The 19,798-nt window shown below is 42.1% G+C and carries 15 protein-coding genes; 9 read left to right on the top strand and 6 right to left on the bottom strand.

The genetic code is table 11. The features are described from left to right. Positions 1-10: 10 nt before the first annotated feature. The 3 genes from pnuC to LX64_RS23050 form a co-directional block, all read right to left on the bottom strand. A complete protein-coding gene (gene pnuC / locus LX64_RS23060; protein ID WP_111600062.1) occupies positions 11-631 on the bottom strand; it encodes a nicotinamide riboside transporter PnuC in 621 nt (206 codons plus the stop codon). Positions 632-640: 9 nt separating this feature from the next. Then, positions 641-2,362 carry a PNGase F N-terminal domain-containing protein gene (locus LX64_RS23055; protein WP_111600061.1) on the bottom strand — a complete coding sequence of 574 codons (1,722 nt, stop codon included), beginning with the start codon at positions 2,360-2,362 and terminating at the stop codon, positions 641-643. 193 nt (positions 2,363-2,555) lie between these two features. Beyond that, entirely contained in the window at positions 2,556-3,140 is a 585-nt protein-coding gene (locus LX64_RS23050) for a NifU family protein (protein WP_111600060.1), read from the bottom strand. 171 nt (positions 3,141-3,311) lie between these two features. Here LX64_RS23050 and LX64_RS23045 point away from each other — a divergent pair, with 171 nt between their 5' ends. The 5 genes from LX64_RS23045 (at position 3,312) to ypfJ (ending at position 13,707) form a co-directional block, all read left to right on the top strand. Further along, positions 3,312-3,764 (top strand): methylglyoxal synthase, encoded by a 453-nt coding sequence (locus LX64_RS23045; RefSeq protein WP_111600059.1) that lies wholly within the window; start codon positions 3,312-3,314, stop codon positions 3,762-3,764. Between the two features lie 278 nt (positions 3,765-4,042). Continuing rightward, positions 4,043-5,581, top strand: a complete 1,539-nt coding sequence (locus LX64_RS23040) for a glycoside hydrolase family 10 protein (protein ID WP_111600058.1) — start codon at positions 4,043-4,045, stop codon at positions 5,579-5,581. 914 nt (positions 5,582-6,495) lie between these two features. Next, entirely contained in the window at positions 6,496-11,022 is a 4,527-nt protein-coding gene (gene gltB, locus LX64_RS23035; protein WP_111600057.1) for a glutamate synthase large subunit, read from the top strand. Between the two features lie 45 nt (positions 11,023-11,067). After that, positions 11,068-12,543, top strand: coding sequence for a glutamate synthase subunit beta (locus tag LX64_RS23030; RefSeq protein ID WP_111600056.1), 1,476 nt, complete (start codon positions 11,068-11,070; stop codon positions 12,541-12,543). 324 nt (positions 12,544-12,867) lie between these two features. Then, the gene (ypfJ, locus tag LX64_RS23025; RefSeq protein WP_111600055.1) at positions 12,868-13,707 is read left to right on the top strand and encodes a KPN_02809 family neutral zinc metallopeptidase; all 840 of its coding nucleotides are present in this window, start codon (positions 12,868-12,870) and stop codon (positions 13,705-13,707) included. A gap of 84 nt (positions 13,708-13,791) precedes the next feature. On the opposite strand, the gene LX64_RS23020 is transcribed toward ypfJ, so the two are convergent. The 3 genes from LX64_RS23020 to LX64_RS23010 all read right to left on the bottom strand — a co-directional run bounded on the left by LX64_RS23020 (position 13,792) and on the right by LX64_RS23010 (position 17,257). Then, entirely contained in the window at positions 13,792-14,700 is a 909-nt protein-coding gene (locus tag LX64_RS23020; RefSeq protein WP_111600054.1) for a tropomyosin, read from the bottom strand. Between the two features lie 268 nt (positions 14,701-14,968). Next, positions 14,969-16,051, bottom strand: coding sequence for a lipase family protein (locus LX64_RS23015; RefSeq protein ID WP_111600053.1), 1,083 nt, complete (start codon positions 16,049-16,051; stop codon positions 14,969-14,971). A gap of 423 nt (positions 16,052-16,474) precedes the next feature. Then, positions 16,475-17,257, bottom strand: coding sequence for a type 1 glutamine amidotransferase domain-containing protein (locus LX64_RS23010; protein WP_211324878.1), 783 nt, complete (start codon positions 17,255-17,257; stop codon positions 16,475-16,477). Between the two features lie 109 nt (positions 17,258-17,366). On the opposite strand from LX64_RS23010, the gene LX64_RS23005 reads away from it, so the two are divergent. The 4 genes from LX64_RS23005 to LX64_RS22990 all read left to right on the top strand — a co-directional run bounded on the left by LX64_RS23005 (position 17,367) and on the right by LX64_RS22990 (position 19,769). Then, positions 17,367-18,254, top strand: a complete 888-nt coding sequence (locus LX64_RS23005; protein ID WP_111600052.1) for a LysR family transcriptional regulator — start codon at positions 17,367-17,369, stop codon at positions 18,252-18,254. 34 nt (positions 18,255-18,288) lie between these two features. After that, the gene (locus LX64_RS23000; RefSeq protein WP_111600051.1) at positions 18,289-18,786 is read left to right on the top strand and encodes a GNAT family N-acetyltransferase; all 498 of its coding nucleotides are present in this window, start codon (positions 18,289-18,291) and stop codon (positions 18,784-18,786) included. Positions 18,787-18,850: 64 nt separating this feature from the next. Continuing rightward, positions 18,851-19,345, top strand: a complete 495-nt coding sequence (locus LX64_RS22995; RefSeq protein ID WP_111600050.1) for an SRPBCC family protein — start codon at positions 18,851-18,853, stop codon at positions 19,343-19,345. Between the two features lie 43 nt (positions 19,346-19,388). After that, entirely contained in the window at positions 19,389-19,769 is a 381-nt protein-coding gene (locus tag LX64_RS22990; RefSeq protein ID WP_111600049.1) for a septal ring lytic transglycosylase RlpA family protein, read from the top strand. The last annotated feature ends 29 nt before the right edge of the window (positions 19,770-19,798 follow it).

Raw genomic sequence — 19,798 nt, 5'->3', positions numbered from 1 at the left:
GCTTACTATTTTAAGATGCCGATTGTTGGGTTTTATACAACTTCACCCATTTGAAATATCCCGTTACAGCTATGATAAACAAGAAGATTGTTAACAAGGCCGTAAGCACTAAGTGCTTGTGGAATAACAAGGGAACGGCTACGAAATTCGAAATGTTCAAAAATATCCAATTTTCAATCTTCCGCTTCGCCAATAACCACATACCTGCGCAAGCAGTGGCCGACACAAAGCCGTCGAATATAGGCACGTCGGATTGAGAATAGTTCTTCAATAAATAATAAAACACCCCCCAGCCAATCACCGAAATCCCAATAGCTGTCGATAATTCACGTTTATTCGTATAGCTAATGGCTACATGGTGCTGGGTGGCATCTTTCTTCGACCAATAATACCAACCGTATACACTCATCACGAAGTAATACACATTTAGCACCGCTTCACCGTACAGTTTAAAACTATCGAGGGCGAGCATATAAGCGAATATCCCCGTACTTACCAAGCCCGTTGGATACACCCACACACTATTTTGCTTCGAACACAATACGCTGATGATGCCGAATACCACGGCCACGGCTTCTAACCATGTAAAGTGTTGGATATTGTTGATTAATTCTTGAAAAAACGCTTGCATACTTCCTATTTAAGATTCCTTTTCGCCGATCAGCACACCGCTTACGTTCCAGAAACTAAAGCTGCCACCTTCCGGCTTTCCTTGTGGAATCGCGACTTTAAAAGTATGTACTCCTGGTTGTAAATCATACAAATAAATGTTCACAGGCTGCGTAAGCGTACCCGGGCACCAGTTAGAACGACTTAAATCGCTGCTCGACAAGCCATTGCCAAAGTTACCGCTGGCTGGGTTCAACATCCGGTAAGTTCCGCAATCTTCTCTCCAAGGCACAAAGTTATACACACGTTTGCCGTCGAGGAAAATTTCATGTTGCTTCGGGTTGAATTCATCGCCGCCGCCCCAGCCGCCATGGCCGGTGGCTGTATAACGCAATTGCACGTTCTTCAAGCCCGCAGGCACGTTTACCGTTACGGTCAACGAATCTTTATCGAACAGGGTGCAATATTCTTGTCCTGCCATTTCCATTACGTTTGTAGTATTGAAAATAGGCATGATCCAAGGTTTGCGGGTAGTTTTCTCTTCTTCAAAACCTGGGTAATAGTTAAAGTCTAGGCTTACTTTATGACCGCCTTTATCGTAGTTACCGATATACACCGCCAACCACACATCGCCGGAAAGGCTGGATGCTAGTGGGGTAATATCTTGTTTGTATACAGCAGAATCGGCCCAGTTGTAACCTTTGATTTTAACTTGGTTGTTGAAGTGCTTTACGCCGAACGGTGTGAAAAAGCGCATCAACTCTAATACAGGCGTGTAATTGTCGGTAGCCACCATACCTTGGTAAGTTTTACCATTTGTACCTGTAATAGCCGGTACTTGCTTAATCCCATTTTTCAAAGCATCTAAGAAGCTCGTGTTTTTATCTACAGGAATCATGAACAACGAACCGGTTCTATCATACGCATCGCCATTGGAATATTGTGTAAGCGTAGCAAACAAGTTCGACCCGGGCTGCAAAGTGGGTAGATGTACTTTCTTCGCAATCACCGTACCGCCTGCAAAATGGTAGGTAACATTCAATTGGTCGCCTTGCGGGTTAGGTGTTTCGTTCCCCCAGCTGATTTGATCTTCTTTGAAGATATTAATCGTGTTATAGCGGCTTTCAATCACTTGTTGCATATACGCAGGTTCATCGACCATTTGGCCGAATTGTTTTGGCCAGTTGATTTGGTCTTGTTGCATTTTTTCGAACCCGGTAGCAATGGTTTCGTAGTTCCCATTACGTACAATTTTTAGTACCAGTCCAAGATCGGCACCTACAGTAATGTTCGGGGTACCTTTTGCTACGGTTTCAGTGGTATACCACACTTCGATGGTATTGGAACGAATCATGAACTTCGCCTTTTTACACACAAAGCCTAGGATATGTGCTGTATCTTTTAGTAACTCCCCTTTCACGTAGCTATCGAATGGCTTTTCGAGCGTGAAGGTTTGTCCATTAGCACGGGTGAGCACTTGGTAACTCACCTTTTTGTTATAGTCGAGATATTGTTGTTCTTTTTGCGGCGTATTATTAGGCGGTAGAATGAATGCCTGTTGATGATGGATGATTAGCTGTAAAGGTTCGCCTGGCACTTGCTTGCCATTGCTTTTCGTGATGTACTTTACTGTTAGTTGGGTAGCTTCTTTCGCAAAAGCTGTTCTTGACCTAGTATTCCTTCTTTGCGCATCTGCCGCGTACGTGAGAGTACATAATAGGCACGCGATGAGTAGAATTCTTCTCAATTTCATATTGTTCACCGGTTAAATTATGATGTGTAAAACTAAGAAAGAAAAGGCGCTGTATTGGGTTGAATGTGTTGAATGGGTTGAATTTGGAGGGGGAAGTGAAAATAGGCAGAGAGAAAGTGAAAAAAGTATAGGCAAAGAAAAGGCGCCATCCAAAAGGAAGGCGCCGTGCTATAATTAAGTAAGTGAAAACTAATTATTCTGCTTCTGCTACTACTTCTTTTACTTCTGGGATCATGCGTTTCATCATACCTTCGATACCTGCTTTCAAGGTAATCATAGATGATGGGCAACCAGAGCAAGAGCCTTGTAAAACTAATTTTACAACACCTTCGTGGTAGTCTTTAAATTGGATTGCACCGCCATCCATTTCAACTGCCGGCGCTACATAGTTCTCCAATAATTCTTTAATACGTTGAACGATCTCGCTTTCGTCGGTGCTCAATTCAACTTTTTTCTCTTCTATTTCTGATTCGTTTAATACGGGACGGTTATCTTCTAAGTATTCTTTCAAGAATGCTTTGATTGTAGGAATTACGTCGTTCCACTCTGTATCTGGAGTTTTGGAGAGCGTTACGAAGTTGCTACAGATGAATACACCCCTGATAAATGGAAATGTAAACAACTCGGAAGCCAATGGAGATGGTGCTGCGCTGGCTGCCGTTGGGAAATCGATAGATTTTTGCGGGTACAACAACTTGTTCGCCACAAACTTCATCGTTTCCGGGTTAGGCGTCATTTCCGTATAAATACTTATGATGGGATTGCCAGTTTTTATCATTTTTAATAATTTTCTTCTGCAAATTTAACAATAATTGACCAGAATGCAGGTAATATAACCTGGTTGTAGCATTGAATTTTACAATTATCCTATAGTTAATTTTTATATGTTGCATTGAAACATTCGAATCCTTGGATTTTTAATACTAATCACGATTACTATTTTTGCAATATGCAACAAACAAAAACCCTGCACACCCGCAAACGTATCGCGCTTGTCGCGCACGACCACAAAAAAGCCGAAATGTTAGACTGGGCGCTTTATAACAAAACCGTTTTAAGTCGCCACGAATTATACGGCACTGGCACTACCGGCAAATTAATCGAAGAAAAGCTAGATGTTCCTGTAAGAAGGTTGCTGAGCGGCCCACTGGGTGGCGACCAACAAATTGGTGCCATGGTAGCAGAAGGCAAGCTGGATGTAATCATTTTCTTTTGGGACCCAATGGAAGCATTACCGCACGACCCGGATATTAAAGCTTTGTTACGTTTGGGCGTAGTTTGGAATATCCCGGTAGCTTGTAACCGTGCTTCGGCCGATTTCTTGCTTACTTCTCCATTAATGCACCAGGAATACGAAGTAATCCTTCCCGATTATTCGCAATACCTTGGTAGGAAAGTATAAGCCAAGCCGTTAATTTCTTCCCATTTTTTACAACGCGTATGCCCGATCACGACTACAGGCATACATGTTGTAGAAACAATGGTTTTTGTTTGATTTGTTGTAGGAAAGCATGTAATTTGTACGAATACACTACGCATAGGGCGTGGTATACGATCCTATTTCATACCCACCTAATTGATATTAAGAAAGAATATTTTATGTGAATAAACGCCGTGGCCATACAACCCGGCACGTTTAGAAGCATGGGCATTTTCCAAGCGATTAAAGATTTTTAGTAAATGGTTAAGCATTTCTTCATAGGATGGTTACTGCTGTTATTGGCTGTTAAAGAATGCGCCGCACAATTGCCTCCCAAAAGGGAACTCCGCGCAATTTGGATTGCTACCGTGGAAAATATCGACTGGCCATCGCGCCGCGGCATCTCAACGGAGCAACAAAAACAAGAATTCATCAATATTCTCAACGAAGCGCAAAAAATGGGCATGAATGCCATCGTGTTCCAGGTGCGCCCCGTTTCCGATGCTTTCTACGCTTCACCTTACGAACCCTGGTCAGAATACCTAACCGGCACTCAAGGTCAAGCCCCCAACCCGTATTACGATCCCCTCGCCTTCATGATCGAGGAAACACATAAACGCGGCATGGAATTCCACGCTTGGTTCAACCCGTACCGCGCCGTATTCAATGTTAGTCGCAGCAAAGTGGCTAACAACCACGTTTCTAGGTTAAATCCTAGCTGGTTCGTTACTTACGGTGATAGAAAATACTTCGACCCCGGCATCCCGGAAGGACGAGATTTCGTGGTAAACGTTATCCGCGACGTTGTTCGTCGCTATGATATCGATGCCGTACATTTCGACGATTACTTCTATCCCTACCGTATTGCCAATAAGGAATTCCCAGACAACTTTTCTTATGCCAAATACGGTAAAGGCATGCAACGCGATGATTGGCGACGTAAAAATGTAGACGACATTATCCAACTCCTCGATAAAGCCATTAAAGCCGAAAAACCTTACGTTAAGTTTGGCATTTCGCCTTTTGGTGTATGGCGCAACAACGACCGCGACATGGAAGGTTCGCCTACCCGTGGCGGTATGACGAATTACGACGACTTGTATGCCGACGTACTTAAATGGCTTAAAAACGGCTGGATCGATTACGTTACACCCCAGCTCTACTGGGAATACGGTCACAGGCTTGTTGGTTACGAAGTACTTGTTCGTTGGTGGAATGACCATGCATACGGCAAGCACGTATATATTGGTCATGGTGTTTACCAAATCGGCAGCAATGCTGCTTGGCGTAACCCTTACGAGATACCGCGACAAATATTAATGAACCGCACCTACCCGAACGTAAAAGGCAGCATGTTCTTCAGCTATAAATCTTTTGCCAACAACCCGTTGGGCATAAAAGATTCTTTAGCGAATCACCTGTTCAAATACCCGGCCCTTATTCCAACCATGCCATGGATTAAAGCCGAAGCCCCGTTCGCCCCGTATTTCACCGATGCATTTGAAAAACCAAATGGCATTGAAATCCGCTGGGCCGATGACGATACGAGTGGCCGTACCAAACAGTACGTTCTCTACCGCTTCACTCAAAGTGAGCCCATAAATCTCAACGACCCAACAAAAATCCTGGCGCTCGTGCAGCAAATGCCCGATCCAGTATTTATAGATAATACCTTCACCCGCGGTCAACATTACATTTACTATGTAACGGCCTTGGATCGACTTCAAAATGAAAGCGTACCAAGCGAGCCGATGCGGATAAGCACAACAGGAAATAAGTTCTATTTCAAATTCGAATAAATTAAAAAGGCCGTCTTGTATATAAGACGGCCTTTTTTGTATTCCGGTCACATTTCCCATTGAAATTAGCCGCATATTTCTGTAACTAATTGGTTTCCATAATATCCCTGGGATCTTTTCCAGCCATTTCCAAGAGGTGACCGACTCTCCACCGACATCTCACCGAGTGTTCTCCGACTACTCACCGACTCTCCACCGACATTTCACCGACACATCCCCAGTATTTGTAAGGGTTCAGTAAGCCTTTTGTCGACATTTTACCGACATCAGCCTTACCAGTGGCCGGTTCCAAGGAGCACCTTTTTCAGTTTTTTCTTATGTTTTGTCGCAATTAGCCCGTTATGGGTTGATTTCCGATTTATTCTAGGCTTATGGAATATTGATAAATATATCCCTGGACAATGGAAAATATATGGGATATATATCCTTCATATTGTAAACACTGGGAAAGAACATTGAAAGAACATTAAACAAACATTAGGAGATATTATAAAAAGGCTTCAAATCCCCTATTTTCGGGCTTCTACAAATTTCACTGCAAGTATTACAACAATAACTTATTAATTATCAATGCTATAAATTAGATTAGTGTCAAAACAACCCTCTATTTTGAAAATTATCTAAGTATTCAACCTAGTTCCTTGAAAAATTTTCAATAAATCTTGAAAATACCCCTGGTGAAGCCACATTTCATTTCCAAATTTGTATATTTCAAATGAAAGGCTGTGTCAATTTTATAATTTCTAAATTTTGACGCTTAAACCAACTTTTATATAAATTTTCTTGGGTTTCTTTAGTATCTTTAAACCGTTTCCCAGAACAATTACGGTAAGGTTTTATCGCAGGGTGTACTATGGCTACACCCCGCAAGAGAAAAGTATGTCCAATTATAACCAGAATTTAAATTTTTGCCCATGCGTGATGAGAGCCAAATGCAAGGATTGTACCGCCCGGAATTTGAACACGATGCATGTGGTATCGGCTTTGCCGCCCACATTAAAGGTCGTAAGTCACACCAGGTAATTAAGGATGCTTTAACCATGTTGGAAAACATGGAACATCGTGGGGCCTGTGGTTGCGAACGTACTACTGGTGATGGCGCCGGTATTATGTTCCAAATGCCACACGAATTTTTCTACGCGGAGTGCTTGCAACTGGGTATTACACTTCCAGAATCAGGCAAATACGGCGTAGGTATGATTTTCTTCCCGAAAGAACCGCGCTGGCGTGAAGAATGCCGCGAAATCATCGAGCGCTGCGCAGCAGAACTCGGCATCGACATCCTTGGCTACCGCAAAGTACCCGTACGTCCCGACGGTATCGGCGAATCCGCCCTTTCCGTTGAACCCGAAATTGAACAAGTATTCTTCGCCTGTCCATACCATATTGCCGATATCGAAAGTTTCGAACGTAAACTTTTCGTTCTTCGTAATTACATCACGAAAACGACCCGCAATAGTGTTCCAAAAGACAAGGCGGATTTTTATATCGCTTCGCTCTCTGCAAAAACAATCGTTTACAAAGGGCAATTAACAACGTACCAAGTTCGTCATTACTACCAAGATTTAAGCGACGAGCGCTTGGTATCTGCATTCGGTCTTATCCACAGCCGTTTCGCAACCAACACCTTCCCATCATGGCGTTTAGCACACCCTTACCGCTATATTGCGCATAATGGTGAAATCAATACTTTAAAGGGCAACCTTAACTGGCTACGTGCCGGCGAAAAATCTTTCGTTTCCAAATACTTCACCCCGCAAGAAATGGAAATGTTATCGCCTATCGTGGAAGAAGGCCAGTCGGATTCTGCCTGTCTTGATAACGTTGTAGAACTGCTCACGCTTACCGGCAGATCATTGCCACATGTAATGATGATGCTCATCCCGGAAGCATGGGATGGTAACGACGACATGAACGCTACCAAGCGTGCTTTCTACGAGTACCACGCTTCGATTATGGAGCCATGGGATGGTCCTGCTTCTATCTCGTTCACCGATGGTAAAATAATTGGTGCTACGTTAGATAGAAATGGTTTACGCCCTAGCCGCTTCGCTATTACAACCGACGATTATGTTGTAATGGGTTCTGAAGCCGGTGTATTACAACTCGACCCTGCGAAGATTAAACAAACAGGCTGCTTGCAACCTGGTAAAATGTTCGTAGTGGATATGGAGCAAGGAAAAATTATCGACGACGAAGAGTTGAAAGACAAGATTTGTTCTCAACAGCCTTACGGCGAATGGTTGAACAAGTATAAAATCCGTCTCGAAGAATTGCCTGAGCCGCGCGTTACGTTCACTCATCTCGAACAAGAACAAATTTTCAAATACCAACGGGCGTTCGGTTATTCTACAGAAGATCTCGAAACCATAATTGCCCCCATGGCCATTGATGGTAAAGAACCCGTAGGTTCGATGGGTACAGATGTGCCCTTGGCCATCCTCAGCGATGAACCGCAACACCTAAGCAGCTATTTCAAGCAATTATTTGCCCAAGTAACCAACCCGCCGATCGACCCGATCCGCGAGCGTCTTATTATGAGCTTGGCTACTTTCGTAGGTAACAATGGTAACTTGTTAGACGAGGATCCATTACATTGTCATAGCCTGGCATTACGCCACCCGATTTTGAATAACTACGAATTGGAAAAGATTCGCAGTATTGATACGGGCATCTTCCAAGCAAAAACATTACATACTTACTTCAAAGCCGACGGCAAGCCGGGTTCTATGGAAAAAGGCTTGGCGAGATTATGTAGGTACGCCGTAGACGCGGTGGAAGATGGTTTCGAAGTAATTGTATTATCAGATCGTGCTATCGACAGCGAGCACGCGGCTATTCCATCGTTATTAGCTGTATCGGCCGTGCATCACCACTTAATTCGCAAAGGATACCGTGGTCAAGTAGGTTTAATTGTAGAAGCGGGCGACGTATGGGAAGTTCATCATTTCGCATGTTTGTTGGGCTTCGGTGCAACAGCCATCAACCCTTACTTAGCATTATCTACGATCCGTAACCAACGCTTAAGTGGCAAATTGCAAACAGACTTAGATGTAGATAAATTGAAAAAGAACTACATCAAGGCGGTATGTGATGGTTTGTTGAAAGTGTTCTCTAAAATGGGTATCAGCACATTGCAATCTTACCAAGGTGCGCAGATATTCGAGATACTGGGTATTAATAAAGCAACAGTAGATAAATACTTCACCGGTGCTGTTTCGCGCATACAAGGTATGGGCCTTGATGAAATTGCGAAAGAAACCTTGGCTAAACACTGGATGGGTTACGGTAGAAAAGAAACCCCGGTACAGCGTTTAACTGCGGGCGGTATTTACCAATGGAAAAGAAAAGGCGAAGTACACCTTTTCAACCCACAAACCATTCACTTCTTACAATATGCTACGCGCTTGAACGATTATAGCGCGTTCAAAAAATATTCAAAAGCAGTAAACGATCAAGCTGAAAAAGCTTGTACGCTCCGCAGCTTGTTCACTTTCAAACGTAACCGTGAGTCGATTTCTATCGATGAAGTTGAACCTGCAGAAAGCATCTTCAAACGTTTCGCTACGGGTGCCATGAGCTTCGGTTCTATCTCCCACGAAGCACATTCTACCTTGGCTATTGCAATGAACCGTATTGGTGCTAAAAGCAATACAGGTGAAGGTGGTGAAGATGAAATGCGTTACCAATTGTTGCCTAACGGCGACTCTATGCGCTCTGCCATTAAACAAGTAGCCTCTGCCCGTTTTGGTGTAACTAGTTACTACTTAACAAACGCCGACGAGCTACAAATTAAAATGGCACAAGGTGCTAAACCAGGCGAAGGTGGCCAGTTACCAGGTCATAAAGTAGATGATTGGATTGCGAAAGTGCGCCACTCTACCCCGGGCGTTGGTTTGATTTCACCTCCTCCACACCACGACATTTATTCTATCGAAGACTTAGCACAGCTAATTTTCGATTTGAAGAATGCAAACCGTGCAGCACGTATCAGTGTGAAACTGGTATCTAAAGCAGGCGTGGGTACTATTGCAGCTGGTGTAGCAAAAGCACATGCCGACGTAGTATTAATCGCCGGTTACGATGGTGGTACAGGCGCCTCTCCTATTTCTTCCATTAAGCATGCAGGCTTACCATGGGAACTAGGTTTAGCGGAAACACATCAAACACTCGTTAAAAATAAACTCCGTGGCCGCGTAACTGTACAAACAGATGGACAGTTGAAAACCGGTCGTGATATCGCCATCGCTACCTTACTGGGTGCTGAAGAATGGGGCGTAGCCACAGCAGCATTGGTAGTAGAAGGATGTATCATGATGCGTAAGTGCCATGTGAATACTTGTCCTGTTGGCGTAGCCACCCAAGACCCAGAATTGCGTAAGCGTTTCACGGGCGACCCGCAGCACGTGGTGAATTTCTTCACCTTCATGGTGCAGGAGTTGCGTGAGATTATGGCGGAATTGGGTTTCAGAACCATCAACGAAATGGTGGGCCAAGTAGAAGTATTGAAATTAAGAGAAGGCGTTGATCATTGGAAATACAAGCATCTCGATCTTTCTCCTGTATTGTATAAAGAGCCGGCTTCAGCAGAAACTGCGTTGTACAAACAAGAAGAGCAAGACCATGGTATTTCTGAAGTAATCGATTGGCAGTTGCTGAAAGCAGCGAAGCCTGCATTGGAAAAGAAAACGCGCGTTTACCAGCAGTTTAATGTGAAGAATACAGACCGTACAATTGGTACTATTCTTTCGAACGAGATATCTAAGATCTATAAAGGCGAAGGTTTGCCGGAAGATACGATCCACTATAAGTTTTTGGGATCTGCCGGTCAGAGTTTCGGTGCTTTCAATACAAAGGGCGTAACACTAGAATTAGAAGGTGAAGCGAACGATTATTTCGGTAAAGGCTTATCGGGTGCACAATTGATCGTGTATCCACGTGCAGAAGCAACGTTTAAAGCGGAAGAGAACGTGATTGTGGGTAACGTTTCATTGTACGGTGCTACAAGCGGCGAAGCATTTATTCGCGGTAGAGCCGGTCAACGTTTCTGCGTGCGTAACTCGGGCGCTACGGTTGTAGTAGAAGGCGCTGGCGACCACGCATGTGAGTATATGACAGGAGGTAAAGCGGTGATTTTGGGTGAAACCGGTCACAACTTTGGTGCAGGCATGAGTGGAGGTATAGCCTACGTGTACGATTTGAAAGGCACGTTTGCCGATCGTTGCAATAAAGAAATGATCGACCTTGATCCTTTAACAGCGGAAGACGTATCTACATTGCATGATTTGGTAACGAAGCATCATGCGTATACGAACAGTAGTGTTGCGAAGTATTTATTGAAAGATTGGGAAGGCCAGTTGAAGCATTTCATCAAAGTATTCCCGAAAGAATACAAAGCCGTGTTAAACAAAGCGAAAGTGCAAGAAAAAGCGAATGCTTAGTGCTTTTGGAGAAACGGATTATTCAAACTAATTAAAAAGCTTAACATGGGCAAACCAACAGGATTCTTAGAGTTTACCCGCACCTTACCGGGCAAAGAAGCTCCTAGCGATAGGACCTCACATTATAAAGAGTTCGTACAACGTTTTCAAGAACCAGTATTGAACGAACAAGCTGCGCGTTGCATGAATTGTGGTGTACCATTTTGTCATAGCGGATGCCCACTGGGCAACGTTATTCCAGAGTTCAACGACGCCGTTTATAGAAAAGATTGGAAAGAAGCTTACGAAATACTTTCATCTACCAATAATTTTCCCGAATTTACAGGAAGAATCTGTCCAGCTCCCTGCGAAAGCGCATGTGTTCTCGGTATTAATCAACCACCGGTAGCCATAGAAGAAATTGAAAAACATATCATAGAAATTGCTTTCGATAAAGGATTGGTACAAGCGAAAACTCCACGTGTGAGAACTGGCAAAAAGGTAGCCGTTATTGGCTCCGGACCTGCTGGGCTTGCTGCAGCCGCTCAATTAAATTATGCAGGTCATCTTGTAACCGTATTTGAGAGAGACGATGCACCTGGAGGATTATTACGTTATGGTATTCCAGATTTCAAATTAGATAAATGGGTTATCGACCGCCGCATAAAGCTGATGGAAGAAGAAGGTATCGTTTTCCAATGCAATGCGAACGTTGGTGTGAATATTAGTGTGAATGATATACTCCGCGAGTACAACGCTGTTGTATTAGCTGGTGGTAGTACCATTCCGCGCGACTTACCGATTCCCGGTCGCGAGTTAAAGGGTGTTCATTTCGCGATGGACTTCTTGAAACAACAAAACAAAAGGGTTTCCGATTTACCTGTTTTAGGTGAAGATGTATTTGCCACAGGGAAGAATGTAGTAGTGATCGGCGGTGGTGATACGGGTTCCGACTGTGTGGGTACCTCCAACAGGCATGGTGCAAAAAGTATCACACAAATCGAGTTATTGCCGAAGCCTCCATCAGAGCGCACGCAATTTATGCCATGGCCCACTTACCCGATGTTACTAAAAACGAGTACATCGCATGAAGAGGGTGCCGACCGCCAATGGGCGATTGCCACGAAGGAATTCAAGGGCAACGACAAGGGTGAGTTAACGGGCATTGTAATGGTGGATCTGCAATGGGTTTCGAGCAGTGATGGGAAGCCGGCACGCTTTACAGAAGTGCCCGGTTCGGAAAGAACCGTTCCTTGTGAGTTGGCACTATTAGCCATGGGCTTCGTTCACCCGCAGCACATTGGCATGATCGATAACTTGGGTGTGGAATTAGACGACAGGGGAAATGTGAAAGCCACCGAAAAAAGTTACCAAACATCCATTCCTAAAGTATTTGCAGCCGGTGATATGCGCCGCGGTCAATCTTTAGTAGTATGGGCCATCAGCGAAGGACGCGAATGTGCAAGAAAGGTAGACGAGTTTTTGATGGGTTCTTCACAACTTGAAACAAAAGATAATTCAGTAATGGGCATGTTACTATAAACATCCCAGTTAAAGATTCTTCTAAATAAGCAGGTTTAGATTTTGTTGTAACCTTCGACCGGGCCGGGTTTTTACCCGGCCTCTATTTTTTTATACGGTGGTTGCCATCTTTTATATTACTATTGAACATTGCTTGCGGCGCCCCGTTTTAACTATATAAACTTTGTTGGGCACTGCCCTACCAGCGAATAAACCGTTGAAACGTGCGACGCAACTAAAGCCTTTCAAGAGCACAAAGGCGACGACCAAAAAATATCTGTCATCCCGTTTCAACGCATAAAAACTAAAACTATATTTACAGCGTAAACCCAAAAATATTTTGATATGAAATGGCAAGGCCGTCGCGAAAGCGACAATGTTGACGATCGCAGGGGTATGAGCGGTGGGCAGATGGCCGTAGGTGGCGGTATTGGCACCTTGGTAATTGCACTACTCGTATATTTCCTTGGAGGCGATCCTTCGCAGGTCGTAAATATGCAACAAACTACGCAACCTGGTACGAAGCGCGAGATTAGCGCTGCTGAAGAACAGCAAGCGAAATTTGTGAAAGTGGTGCTGGCGGATACGGAAGATGTATGGTCGCAAGTTTTTTCCGAGATGAATAAAACCTATGAAGCACCCCGGATGGTGCTGTTCTCGGATTACGTTCAATCGGCTTGTGGTAATGCAAGCGCGGCCAGCGGCCCGTTTTATTGCCCGGCGGATAAACAAGTGTATATCGATCTTTCTTTTGCCCAAGAATTAAGCGATCGTTTTAAAGCACCGGGCGAGTTTGCTATGGCTTACGTAGTGGCGCACGAGGTGGGTCATCATGTACAAAACCTACTAGGCATAAATGAACAAGTACAACGCATGCGCTCTCAATTGAGCGAGGCGGAATACAATAAGCTGAGTGTGAAGTTGGAACTACAAGCCGATTTCTTTGCAGGCTTGTGGGCGCATTACGATCAGAAGATGAAGAACGTGTTAGAGCCTGGTGATATTGAGGCGGCGTTGAATGCAGCCAATGCTATTGGTGATGATCGTTTACAGAAGGAGTCCCAGGGATATGTGGTGCCCGATGCATTTACACATGGTACATCGGAGCAACGGATGTATTGGTTTAAGAAGGGGTATGAAACGGGCGATATAAAGCAAGGCGATACTTTTAATAGTTCAAGATAACAGGAAATGGTCGACAAAAGTCGGCCATTTTTTTTTTCGATAATGGGTGATAAGAGCAATTAAAAAGGGTTAGAATAGTTGGAGTTAGTAGGATCTGCGTCTACGGCGCTTGTGTCTAGTTTCTAGCACTTCAAACCTCTTTTGGAAATCGCGAAGAATGGTGTTTATACCTCTGAAGCCTAGTTCCATTGCTTCGAAACCTTTGTTCATTTGGTAACTCATTTCTTCGAAGCGAAGATCCATTTGATCCAGGCGTTGATCGATACCATCGAAGCGAAGATCCATTTGATCTAAACGTTGATCGATACCATCGAAACGAAGATCCATTTGATCTAAACGTTGGTCGATACCATCGAAGCGGAGATCCATTTGATCTAAACGTTGGTCGATACCATCGAAGCGGAGATCCATCTGATCTAGACGTTGGTCGATACCATCGAAGCGGAGATCCATTTTGTCTAAGCGATCGTCAATACCATCTAGTCGAACATCGATGTTATCTAACCTTACCTCGATCACATCTAATCTTCCTTCAACTTTCTCTAAACGAACATCCATTTTGTCCAAGCGATTGTCGATACCATCGAGCCTAGCGTCGACTTGTTCGAACTTTTGATCTACTAGATCGAAGCGAGCATCGACTTGCTTAAACTTTTGATCTACTAAATCAAAGCGGGCATCAACTTGCTCGAACTTTTGATCTACTAAATCAAAGCGGGCATCGACCTGCTCAAACTTTTGATCTACTAAATCAAAGCGGGCATCGACTTCTTCAAACTTTTGATCTACTAGATCGAAGCGAGCATCGACTTGCTCGAACTTTTGATCTACTAAATCAAAGCGGGCGTCGACTTGCTCGAACTTTTGATCTACTAGGTCGAAGCGGGCATCGACTTTGGTAAATTGAAGGTCAATAGAATGAAAGTTTTCATTCATGATGTTTCCTAAAAATCTAATCTCTGATAAGATCGATTCTACTTGAGTTTCTGACATGGTTTTCAAGTTGGTTTTTTCGTAAAAACTAGTTTTTCATCGTTGTGCGAAATTAGGACATCATCGAATACAAAACAACACATTTTATTAATAATCAAATAGTTATATCAATTTCTATAAAGCGATAATTATTGTTTTATAGCATTTTAGAATAGTTAGGAATAACAGAAAAAAGGATAGGTAATCCCCTATCCTTTCAAACGATTATTTAGAAATGTTAATACACTAATTACCTAAGGATTGCATTGCCTTCATTGATTATTCGCTATTACTTTACGGTATTTTGCAGATAGTACTTCTCCACTAAATAAATGTATGGTTCAAACATATGGTGCATAAACACATTTTTGCCATCAAACTTGAATTTCTCGTGATAGGCGCTATCTGCTAATAGTATAATAGGCGTACCTGCTAATTGGTAATTGTGTGATCTTACATAGTTGGGTTGTTTCAATTCTGGCAAAGTTTTCTTTACCATTTTATAAACATAGTTGCCTAGGTATTTCCTAAATCTTCTTTCGGAGCGTTTCGTTGTACGATCCATTTTATTATAAACATAGGAGCCTGCTAACCGGGCAAAAAAATCTTGTTCGTGAAGAATTTTCTTCACATTCATAAAGGCAGAGATATGATTGAAATCCTTCAGTGTTTGAAGGGAGAAAGGCGTTTCTGGTACCCAGTCTTCGCTGTTTACTACCCGCAAGCCCCATCCACCGCGAGTGATAAAGTCGTAATCGTATGCGAAGAATAGGTTGCCGGGTTTAGGAGCTGCACTGCTATAGGTTTTAAATATAATATCTTTGGGTATTCGCGGGTTGTAGTATAAATATGATCGAAGTAAGAATGTTATTGCACCACCTTGGCTATGCCCCATAATAATAAACTCCCGTTTACCTTTTGCATACTCCGCTAATATTTGTTGTTCAATTGTGGGTGCTAGATGTGCCAACGAGATTGTCCAACCGGTGTGTACAAAAGCTTTATTTTGGTCGGCCGTTAGCTTATATTCAAACTTGGTGCTATCGTTTATTTGTAAGGTACCATGAGCAGGGATCATGCCCGCGTAAAAGTTCGCCAGCCAGCTTTCATTTCTAGGAATAGTGCCGCGAACGCGGATAATATCCACACCATCAGCTCTTTCCCAAAGTGCCCAGCGGTTGTATAGGCCAACTTCTGGAGACACATACTTTAACGTGAAACCTTTGGCTTCCTTGAAGTTACCTGTACTGTCGGTTCTTTCCGGGATTTCTAATAATGAAAGATATTCTTTTGGATCGAAACCAGGTTGTAGTTGTTGTGCTGGCGCAAGATGTGGTATAAGAATAAGGAAATAACAAAGTATAAGGCGCATGAGGGAACAAATTTTATCCCTTACATAACAAAAAACATTCCGCAAAGTTTTGTGGATAAAACGGGGACAACGATACGATTTTTTATTAGCGTTACTTTATTAGCATATCAATGAATTATTTGAACTAAAATGATCATTTATATGATATATCAATTTTATTATTCATTGTAGATTTTACGAATTATTATACACAAAAAATGTTAATAACGTTAACGAATAAACGAATATTCGAAATATAAATAATAAAGTATTAAGAATATTGTGGATAAAGGGCTATAATTAACATACTTCTGTGTATAACCAATACGTTTTTTTTCGAATCGTAGTAAACAATACATCAAACAGTAATAAAAAATGCACTTGTGATGTGAATAACATCAACAAGTGCAAATAGTATTATAAAGGAATCCTAACTTTCTATTCTTATTTACTTTCAAGGGCTTTAATAACAGCTTTTGCTACACTTTTCGCTGAAGCTGGATTTTGCCCTGTAATTAATCTTCCGTCTACTTCAATATGATCTGCCCAATTTTCTGTTCCAACGTATTGAGCACCACGGGCTTTCAATTCATCTTCCAATAAGAAAGGAACAACCTTAGCTAAACCACGCACAGTTTCTTCACTATTCGTAAAACCCGTTACGCGCTTACCTTTAAGCAAATTATCGCCATTCGATAATTTGATATTTAATAACCCGGCAGGGCCATGACAAACAGCGGAAACAATTCCCCCTTGCTCGTATATTTTCGCGGCAATTTGAGCTAAATCCTTATTTCCTGGGAAATCCCACATTGTACCATGGCCCCCGACATAAAATATAGCATCGTATGCTTTGTAATCTATGCTGGACGGGGTTTTGGTATGTGCAAGCGCATCCTTTACTTTTGCATCTGCCATAAATGCTGCATTTTCGGGATCTTTTAAATCATTGCCATCAATTGGCGGCATTCCTCCTTGTGGACTTACAAAATCTATATCATAACCTGCCTCTTTAAATGCTGCCCAAGGATGGGAAGCTTCAGATAACCAAAATCCAGTTTTTTCACCGGTATTTCCAATTTCACCATGACTTGTTAATACAAATAAGATTCTTTTTTTCATGATTAATTCTTTATTGAATGAAAATCCTGTAATGCTTGATAATAAAAGCATTATAAGTATTACACTAGTTTGCCAGAATTGTTTTATGCTACGTTGTAACATCATTTTTTTATCTTTTTTGTGAATGTTATATTTGCAAAGCTGGCAGTTTTTGAGTCATAAAGAAAATAATATGAATTATAGCTATCTATAAAATTTTTTATAGTTATTTTTTATGGTTAACCTAGAATGGTATCGCACTTTTAAAGCGATATATACAGCGGGAACGCTCACCGGCGCAGCGAAAGAATTGGCAATCACGCAGCCGAATGTTAGTCAACATTTAGCTGCACTTGAAAATTATATCGGCGTCGAATTATTTGAGAGGACGGCGCGAAAAATGATTGCGACACATTATGGGAAAGTGTTATATACGAAGATAGTGGGAGCGCTTGAAACGTTGGAGTCTGTTGAGAATTCTTTTCATAAAAATATTATTAAGCAACAGCCCACAATTTCGATTGGTGCACCACGCGAATTTTTTCATGCAATGGTTGCTTCACGAATTGCGAAATCGGGATTTCAAATAAATTTTCAGTTTGGGTTAACTAATGACCTTTTAGCGAAGTTGGAGAAATCGCAACTCAATTTTGTGTTTTCGAATTATGCAATGGATAATTCCAATTTTGCCAGCGAACCTATTTTCACCGAGAAGCTCGTTTTAGTCAGTAGCCCCAAATTAAATATCCAACCCTTCAAAAAACTGGTCGCCAGCGGTGATTCACAAAAAACAGAAAATTGGCTCAAGCAACAAAAATGGCTCGCCTATAGCAGTGATCTTGCACTTATTCGCCGGTTTTGGCTGATTAACTTTCAGAAACGCCCTGCTATACAACCGTCGTTCATCATACCAGATCTCGACACCATCGCAAAAGCAATCGCCACATCAAAAGCATTAAGTATATTGCCAGAATACCTCGTTAAGTCGGCCCTTAAACAAAAACAACTTGTTAAAATATGGCCAGGATATGCTCCTGTTACAAATACATTGTATTTATGCTATCATAAAAACCAGGTAACGCCAGCACAATTAACGGCCGTGCATAATTTGCTGAAGAAATAAAGGACACATATTTATTCATCATAACCGGAAACAGATGTTACGTATCACTCCCGCACACCAAGAAGATATTCCTACAATACAATTTATTGCCAAAAATACTTGGCCAAATACCTTTGGACATATCTTATCAACAGAGCAAATCACATATATGCTCGATATGATGTACAGCGATGCTGCTATCATAAAGCAAATGACTGAGTTACAGCATAAGTACATTCTTATTCTAGAGGACGAAAAACCTGCTGGTTATGCTGCTTACGAAATCAACTACAAAGGTACGCCCGTCATCAAACTGCACAAGATTTATGTGCTCCCGGAAATGCAAGGCAAAAAAGCTGGTCAATTGTTAATGGATGAAGTTTGTGAAATTGGTCGTATAGCTCATCAAGACTATATTTCTCTGAATGTAAACCGGGATAACAGGGCCATTAAATTCTATGAAAAAGTGGGCTTCGAAAAAGTTGGTGAAGAAGATATAGATATTGGAAATGGCTTTTTTATGAATGATGCTATCATGCAAAGGAAATTATAACTGCGAAACCAACTCTTTAAGGGTTGGTTTTGTTTTTCAAGCATAAGTACAAAAATTCCTTCTTATGCAGTACGACTGGAGCCAATTTAGAAAACGTATTCCCATCAATGCAAGTGCACGCGACATTTTTCTAGCTTGGGCTACACCAGCTGGACTTGAGAAGTGGTTTCTAAGAAGTGCCCAATTCACCTCGCTACAGCAAACCCGGCGAAATAAATATGATCAAATCGAAATGGGTGATCGCTATAAATGGCGTTGGTTTGGTTACAATGATGAAACTTTTGAAATCGGCGAGGTTTTCTACACCAATCACCACGATTCAATACAATTCTCTTTTTGTGGCTGCCTTGTTGAAATCAAGATTATTAAGGAGCATCATGTAACTATTTTAGAACTGGTACAATCTAATATTCCAGTTACTGAAGAAGGAAAAACCACGCTGCATCTCGGTTGCATGGCAGGTTGGGTATTTTACATGGCTAACCTTAAATCAATTTTAGAAAATGGTATCGACTTGCGAAATAAGAATGAAGTTTTGCAAGATGTTCTGAACGCTTAAGATACAATTACATTATATTTGTTCTTCATGTATAAAGCACCATATGAAAGGACGTTTATTGATTGCCAAAGGAGTTTTGTTTGCCACGATTGCTTTTTCTATTGCTTCTTGTAGCCCGAAAATAACAGAAAGCGGAAAAGCTTCTTATTATGCCGATAAATTTGAAGGGAGAAAAACCGCTAGTGGCGCACGTTTCAGTCAAAACAAGAATACTGCTGCACACAAAACTTTACCATTTGGTACACGCGTAAAAGTGGTCAACTTAACCAATGGTAAAACCGTTACGGTTACTATCAACGATCGTGGTCCTTTTGCTCCTGGAAGAATCATTGATTTGTCGAAAAAAGCGGCAAAGAAAATTGATTTAACCCAAGCAGGTGTTGCAAACGTGAAAATCAAGTATAAAAAACCGAGGAAAGGTTAAATTAATATGATGAAGATCCCGGCTGGTAT

The organism is Chitinophaga skermanii, assembly GCF_003259335.1.
Lineage (GTDB): Bacteria > Bacteroidota > Bacteroidia > Chitinophagales > Chitinophagaceae > Chitinophaga > Chitinophaga skermanii.
This window is presented reverse-complemented; position numbering and strand designations above follow the sequence as displayed.

What these genes read in the sequence shown, in the direction of transcription:
- pnuC (WP_111600062.1), bottom strand. Translation starts at nt 631, where the DNA reads ATGCAAGCGTTTTTTCAAGAATTAATCAACAATATCCAACACTTTACA.
- LX64_RS23055 (WP_111600061.1), bottom strand. Translation starts at nt 2,362, where the DNA reads ATGAAATTGAGAAGAATTCTACTCATCGCGTGCCTATTATGTACTCTC.
- LX64_RS23050 (WP_111600060.1), bottom strand. Translation starts at nt 3,140, where the DNA reads ATGATAAAAACTGGCAATCCCATCATAAGTATTTATACGGAAATGACG.
- LX64_RS23045 (WP_111600059.1), top strand. Translation starts at nt 3,312, where the DNA reads ATGCAACAAACAAAAACCCTGCACACCCGCAAACGTATCGCGCTTGTC.
- LX64_RS23040 (WP_111600058.1), top strand. Translation starts at nt 4,043, where the DNA reads ATGGTTAAGCATTTCTTCATAGGATGGTTACTGCTGTTATTGGCTGTT.
- gltB (WP_111600057.1), top strand. Translation starts at nt 6,496, where the DNA reads ATGCGTGATGAGAGCCAAATGCAAGGATTGTACCGCCCGGAATTTGAA.
- LX64_RS23030 (WP_111600056.1), top strand. Translation starts at nt 11,068, where the DNA reads ATGGGCAAACCAACAGGATTCTTAGAGTTTACCCGCACCTTACCGGGC.
- ypfJ (WP_111600055.1), top strand. Translation starts at nt 12,868, where the DNA reads ATGAAATGGCAAGGCCGTCGCGAAAGCGACAATGTTGACGATCGCAGG.
- LX64_RS23020 (WP_111600054.1), bottom strand. Translation starts at nt 14,700, where the DNA reads ATGTCAGAAACTCAAGTAGAATCGATCTTATCAGAGATTAGATTTTTA.
- LX64_RS23015 (WP_111600053.1), bottom strand. Translation starts at nt 16,051, where the DNA reads ATGCGCCTTATACTTTGTTATTTCCTTATTCTTATACCACATCTTGCG.
- LX64_RS23010 (WP_211324878.1), bottom strand. Translation starts at nt 17,257, where the DNA reads ATGATGTTACAACGTAGCATAAAACAATTCTGGCAAACTAGTGTAATA.
- LX64_RS23005 (WP_111600052.1), top strand. Translation starts at nt 17,367, where the DNA reads ATGGTTAACCTAGAATGGTATCGCACTTTTAAAGCGATATATACAGCG.
- LX64_RS23000 (WP_111600051.1), top strand. Translation starts at nt 18,289, where the DNA reads ATGTTACGTATCACTCCCGCACACCAAGAAGATATTCCTACAATACAA.
- LX64_RS22995 (WP_111600050.1), top strand. Translation starts at nt 18,851, where the DNA reads ATGCAGTACGACTGGAGCCAATTTAGAAAACGTATTCCCATCAATGCA.
- LX64_RS22990 (WP_111600049.1), top strand. Translation starts at nt 19,389, where the DNA reads ATGAAAGGACGTTTATTGATTGCCAAAGGAGTTTTGTTTGCCACGATT.